Genomic DNA, 5,706 nt, shown 5'->3' with positions numbered 1-5,706 from the left:
TTCAGTGAATAAAACCAATTCAATGCCGTTGTTAATTAGGCTAACTACCCAAAATAACAAATAATATAATTTTGAAAAAATCCTTAATTTTTTATATTAAGGGTGTTGAATGTGAGTTTCAGTAAGTATTGTATATCGTCTTACCTGCTCAAAACTTTCAAGTTCTTTATTGGCATTTTCAACTTCCCGGGCGATAAGTGTTTTTAAATTACCCTTTTCGAGAAAGTCGTCACCAACCTTACAAACAATTGGCACGCCTGAAGATTCATCAATTTTAACCTTGCTCTTATCATAATGAATGCCTTGAGCATCAAAGAGTTCTTTAAAATAAGTAAGATTCGGTACGATTAGGGTGGACATGACGCTCCGTTCATTTCCAATAGTGAAAACCTGTTCAATATGAGCGCTGGTTGCAAAGAGTCCCTCTATTTTTGCAGGGGCGATATTTTTACCATTGGAAAGGCAAATAATTGACTTAATGCGGTCAACTATTTTGATATAGCCAAACTCATCTATCTCCACCATATCTCCTGTTTTAAACCAACCGTCTTCCGTAAAAGACTCTTTAGTCTCTTCCGGTTTATTCAGATAACTGCCAAAAATACCGGCGCCGTGGATCTCAAGTTCACCATGGCTTGATATTCTGACCCTGGTGCCATTAGATTCAAGCCCTACATATCCCGGCTTGCAGGCAGTCAATGGCGTATTGGCGCAGGCATTAAAACTTTCAGTAGAACCGTACCCCTCGCTTACCCGTATGCCAATGATATAGAAAAATTTGAGCAGGTCTGCTGATATTGAAGCACTTGCCGAGAATGAATGCATAAAATTTTTTCCAAACAGGGCTCTGACCTTTGCAAAGAGTTTGTCAGCTATTTTGTATTTAAACTTCAGTCCCACAGGGAGTTTACTCATTATGTCAAAATCATGTCCCATGTTGTATGTGCCGGTTTCGGGATCTTTGCGATATTCAAAGACTTCTTCGCCAACCTTAAGGGCCCAGTCGAACATTTTCCTTTTCAGGCCGCTCTCGCCCATTGACTGATTAAGTTTTATATAGATTTTTTCATATAGCCTTGGAACACAGTTGATCCAGTGCGGATTGTATTTCTGCAAGTCATCGAGAAGGGTTCCGGGGCTGTCTGCATAGGCAATGGTTGCGCCGCAAATTATTGCAGCTATCTGACAGGAACCTCTATCAAATATATGTGAAAGTGGCAGAAAACACAGGGTTGTATATTCCTGTTTGAATCCCATGCCAAAATAGTCAAAAAATTCGCTTACGCCATGCATCCTTGAAGAAGCATTATGATGCGTAAGGATAACGCCCTTTCCCTGACCGGTTGTGCCTGAGGTGTAAAGTATGGTGTAGGTATCATTTAAGGTTACACCATCTCTTCTGGCAATATAGTCAGCATAATTTTTACTGTCTTTTTTCCACTCTACACCTTTTGCCTGCAGTTCCCCCAGGCCGATGATTCGCTCATCGCTGCTTGTGTATTCACGGTCCATGATAATAATCTTTTCCAGTTTTGGCATGTCATCAAAACCGGCAAGGATTCTCTCAAAAACATCATCTCCCCTTAAAAACAAAAACTTGCTGCCTGAGTCATTTACAATATAGGAAGCCTCTTTTAAAGAAAGGGTGGAATAAATAGTCACACTCACGGCATTTACACAGGCCAGGGCCATATCCACGTGGGTCCAGTAAGGGCCGCTTGCCGCCATAATGCTGGCCATTACTATCACCATTATAAAGGTGTTCGTTAAAGAGCTGCCCCTCTTCATTGGCAAAGGTTTTAGTCGTATCCACAAAGTGTTGGGTGATGGTTTTTAGTGGTTCGCTCTCCCAGGCCCACTTATTCTTCCATGGCAAATTTAAAATATCATTATTTGGCATAAACACCCCCTCTTATTTTTGTATTATTTTCACCGACGTGCCCGGCTTAGGCTCAATCAGCCACGAAGAGATTTAAAGCATCAATAAATTCTGGATCTTCCTCATCAATGATACGAACAAGTTTTTTATGCATCCTTTCTTTCAATTCCTGAAAAATCCCTCTTTTTTTAGCAAAGGAGTTCGCAAAGGCAATTGCTTCTGTCATCAATGTTTCCTGATCACAAGCCTTGACAATGACTTTAGCGGTTTCCAGTTCGATGGCTGCCACTCTCTGGCCGGACAAAAGCATTTGGTTAAACAAATTTTCGGGAATTGCCTTGCGCACAAATCCGATCATCCCGGGTAAAAACGGGATAGATACATCTACTTCAGGAAAACAGAAAAACCCCCTATCCTTTCTCATAAACCTGAAGTCGCAGGCACATGATAAGATAGCACCGTTACCATAGGCATGGCCGTTAATGGCTGCAATCACAGGCACAGGGAAGAGAAGCAGGCGCTTAAAAATATTGTTCATTGCATACATAAATGAAATAACTGCCTGGTTTTCCTGCGCATGTAGTTTGCCTCCGATCCATTCCACATCAATACCCTGAGAGAAGTTTTTTTCATCTGTTGAGGTCAAAACCATGGCCTGTATATCAGCATCTTCAAGAACCTCATCAAGGCATTGGTTTATGCTTTCAGCAAATGCCTGGTTCATTCTATTCTGGCCGTTGCACATTTCTACAATTGCCACATTATTTTCTTTTTTCCATTCAATTACAGCCATGATTTCTCCAGTACTTAAGTGATGGTTACCCGTTTCAGTAATGTATCTGTTTGGGCTTTACCTAGGGTTTCATTTCATAGGTGTCAATCAATGCATATATTTGCTCATTTAAAATCTTTTCAAATTTTTCATCATCAGCAACCGGTCTTTTAATCATTTTCAGACATGCATCCTGTTGCTTCTTGGTGGACAAGCCGTTTCCATAAAGCTCAAGGCCGAATTGTGAAAAATCCCTGACCATAAAATCAAAAATTTGATCCAACAGGTCATCATCAACATTTTCAATTGCAGCGCTCTCGATAATAAGTTGACCATAGGCCACAAGGGTAAAGAGTTCGCCTACACACAGAAGATAATCAAACGCATTCATCATCTGATCTTTGAGTTCCATTCCCGAAGCAATCAAAAATTCTTCATAGGCTTTGATCTGCTCTTTGAATATTTCAATATTGGGTAAGTTCTTTGTAGCATAGGTTTTACGGAAATCATGGAATTGAGTTTTTGCATACCCTCTTGTGCGGCCCTGCTCGAAAAGATAGTCATCATTTTCACCATTGTTCATTTTTGGGACTTCAGGAAACTCACCGGGATTGAACATATAACTTGGGATAAGTTTGACAATAAGGGCCATGTTCACGTGCCGTGTTCCTTCTAGTTTAGGAAATCCCCTTAAGTCAACCACGGCCTGGCTAAAATAATTATCTTTTTCAAAACCCTTTGCAGCAATAATATCCCAGAGCAGATCATGGACAACTTCACCCTGAATGGCAACTTTCATCTTCATGATAGGGTTATAAAGCAGGTAGCGCTTGTCCTCTTTTGATGCACATCTCATATAATCGGTCGCCCTCAGACCGAATAATTTCATGGCGGTAAGGCGGCAGTAAGAATCCAGGAAAAGCCGTTTTACATGGGCGAATTCGGTGACATTTTTTCCGTAAAGACTACGGTGGGCTGCATGGTTCAGAGATTCGTACAAGGAATGGGTGACGATGCCGATGGCACCGGAACCGATATTGAATTTACAGATATTGATGGTATTGAGCATGTCATCCCATGCCTTGGGTCCCCTTGAAAGAATCAGATCATCTGTGATGGGATAATCATGAAGCTCAAACTCAGCTACATAGTTCTGGGCATCAATAACATTCTGAATGCATTCATATTTTTCATGCTTTGAATCAACCACAAAAAAAACATACTCATCTGTATCAGCAAATTTACCAAAAACAGTTATTATTCCGGCTTCATTACCATTACCAATGTAATACTTGGTCCCTCTAGCCACATAGGTTCCATCGTCAGCAGGGTATAGTTTCATGGAAGATGAATAAATATCAGCACCATGATCTTTTTCTGAAAGGCCGAATGCACACAGAGGGTTTTCCTTTAGTTTCTCAACAGCCTTATGCTTGAAATCTTCATTCTCACCGAGAAATACCGGGTCTAACCCCAGTGTAGAAACATGGTACATATACCAGTATGCCATACCGTAAAACCCGCAGATTTCTGAAAATTCAAACATCCTGTATGTACTGTAATACTGGTCTTTATCCCCATATCCTTTTGGCAGAAAGAGAGTTTCGAAAATTCTTTCTTTTTTGATAAATTCTGCAAAGTCATAGGTAAATTCCCGGGCATGATATTCTTCATTCAACTTATTAAGGCCTCTGTTTTCAAACCATTCAATGGTTTTCAGCATAACCTCTTTAGATCTTTCATCAGGATAATTTCTGTCCTGGTATTTTTGCGGATTAAAAAGCAACATGTCTTGCCCTCCTTTTTAAGTCAGTATACGAACTAAAAATATTTATAATAATACCCTGGCATCATCTGTATGATGAATTAATTCTCCAAAAACAGACTTCGCAACAGGCGTTTAAACAGTATTTTTTCTTCTATAGAAAAATCAGTCAGCAAGAGATCATTTCCTTTTTTTCTCACACCAATCAACTCGTATTTGATCTCATTGGCCTTATCTGATGTATAAAGCCTGAACACACGCTTATCATTTTCATCCAGCCGCTTTTCAATCCATCCGGCATCATCCAGGCGGTCAATAATACCGGATAATGTGGCCTTATCAAGAATTAGAAGTTTTCCCAGTTCAGCAGCAGTGGCGCCTTCATGATACCAGAGGCCTTCAAGAATAAGGTGCTGCATATTGGTCAATCCATATGGGACCAGTTTCTTTTTTAACAGGCCATGGGCCTTTTGATGGGCTTTGGCCAGAAAAAAAAACACACAATCCGGAATATTTTTTGGTAAACTATCCATATAAACTCCTTTGTATACAAACCAATAATTGAAACCGGATAATTTGTCAAGGCTGTTTATATATATTCCAGGGTGATTTGTATTGCTTTCTTTTTGGATTTCATCTACTAAACTCATAAGCATTCCATCCAGCCAAACCATCAAAGGAGGAATCATGGACCATCAGATCAAATCTGCTATTCCCGACTTTCTTAACATTTTAGGACTTATTGAAGAACCCATGGGAATGTTTTTTACAGACATAAAACCGGACAAAGGATACTCCCCTGATAATCATATAAAGGGCCTTTTATAAATAAAATTGAGCTATTTCGTGCTTAATTGAAAGCACCTCCCCTTCCACAGCTGCTAAAGCTGTGGAATAATAAGGTGTCATTATCTTATAAAAAAGGAGGTGCTTTATGAAAACTTATGCCGGAATCGACTTACATTCAAGTAATAATTTTATTGGCATTATTAATCAGAAGAACAAACGATTATACAGCCAGCGGCACAATAACAATTTAGAACAGATACTCAAAGTGTTGCGGAAATACAAAAAAACTCTTCAAGGTATTGTTGTGGAATCAACCTTCAACTGGTACTGGTTGGTAGATGGATTAATGGATCATGGGTATAAGGTTCACCTGGCTAATCCGGCTGCTATCCAGCAATACAAGGGATTAAAATTCAAAGATGATAAGTGGGATGCCTTCTGGCTGGCCCACATTTTAAGACTTGGGATTCTACCGGAAGGGTATATTTATCCAAAAGAACA

General features: G+C 39.8%; 6 protein-coding genes. 2 read left to right on the top strand and 4 right to left on the bottom strand.

Going from position 1 to position 5,706, the window contains the following annotated elements:
- Positions 1-96: 96 nt before the first annotated feature.
- From HGJ91_RS08610 to HGJ91_RS08595, 4 genes are all read right to left on the bottom strand, one after another.
- Complete coding sequence (locus tag HGJ91_RS08610; protein ID WP_291347311.1) at positions 97-1,740, bottom strand: long-chain fatty acid--CoA ligase; 1,644 nt, start codon at positions 1,738-1,740, stop codon at positions 97-99.
- 212 nt (positions 1,741-1,952) lie between these two features.
- Positions 1,953-2,672 (bottom strand): enoyl-CoA hydratase/isomerase family protein, encoded by a 720-nt coding sequence (locus HGJ91_RS08605; RefSeq protein ID WP_291347310.1) that lies wholly within the window; start codon positions 2,670-2,672, stop codon positions 1,953-1,955.
- 61 nt (positions 2,673-2,733) lie between these two features.
- Complete coding sequence (locus tag HGJ91_RS08600; RefSeq protein WP_291347309.1) at positions 2,734-4,440, bottom strand: acyl-CoA dehydrogenase family protein; 1,707 nt, start codon at positions 4,438-4,440, stop codon at positions 2,734-2,736.
- Between the two features lie 77 nt (positions 4,441-4,517).
- Positions 4,518-4,949 (bottom strand): MarR family winged helix-turn-helix transcriptional regulator, encoded by a 432-nt coding sequence (locus tag HGJ91_RS08595; protein ID WP_291347308.1) that lies wholly within the window; start codon positions 4,947-4,949, stop codon positions 4,518-4,520.
- A 154-nt stretch (positions 4,950-5,103) separates the two neighbouring features.
- Between HGJ91_RS08595 and HGJ91_RS08590 the strand changes: the two genes are divergently transcribed.
- Together HGJ91_RS08590 and HGJ91_RS08585 are read left to right on the top strand one after the other, a co-directional pair.
- A complete protein-coding gene (locus HGJ91_RS08590; protein WP_291347307.1) occupies positions 5,104-5,244 on the top strand; it encodes a hypothetical protein in 141 nt (46 codons plus the stop codon).
- 106 nt (positions 5,245-5,350) lie between these two features.
- Positions 5,351-5,706, top strand: a 356-nt coding sequence (locus tag HGJ91_RS08585) for a transposase (protein ID WP_291347306.1), incomplete at its 3' end; no start/stop codon positions are given.

This window comes from Desulfobacula sp. (assembly GCF_014237455.1).
Lineage (GTDB): Bacteria > Desulfobacterota > Desulfobacteria > Desulfobacterales > Desulfobacteraceae > Desulfobacula.
This window is presented reverse-complemented; position numbering and strand designations above follow the sequence as displayed.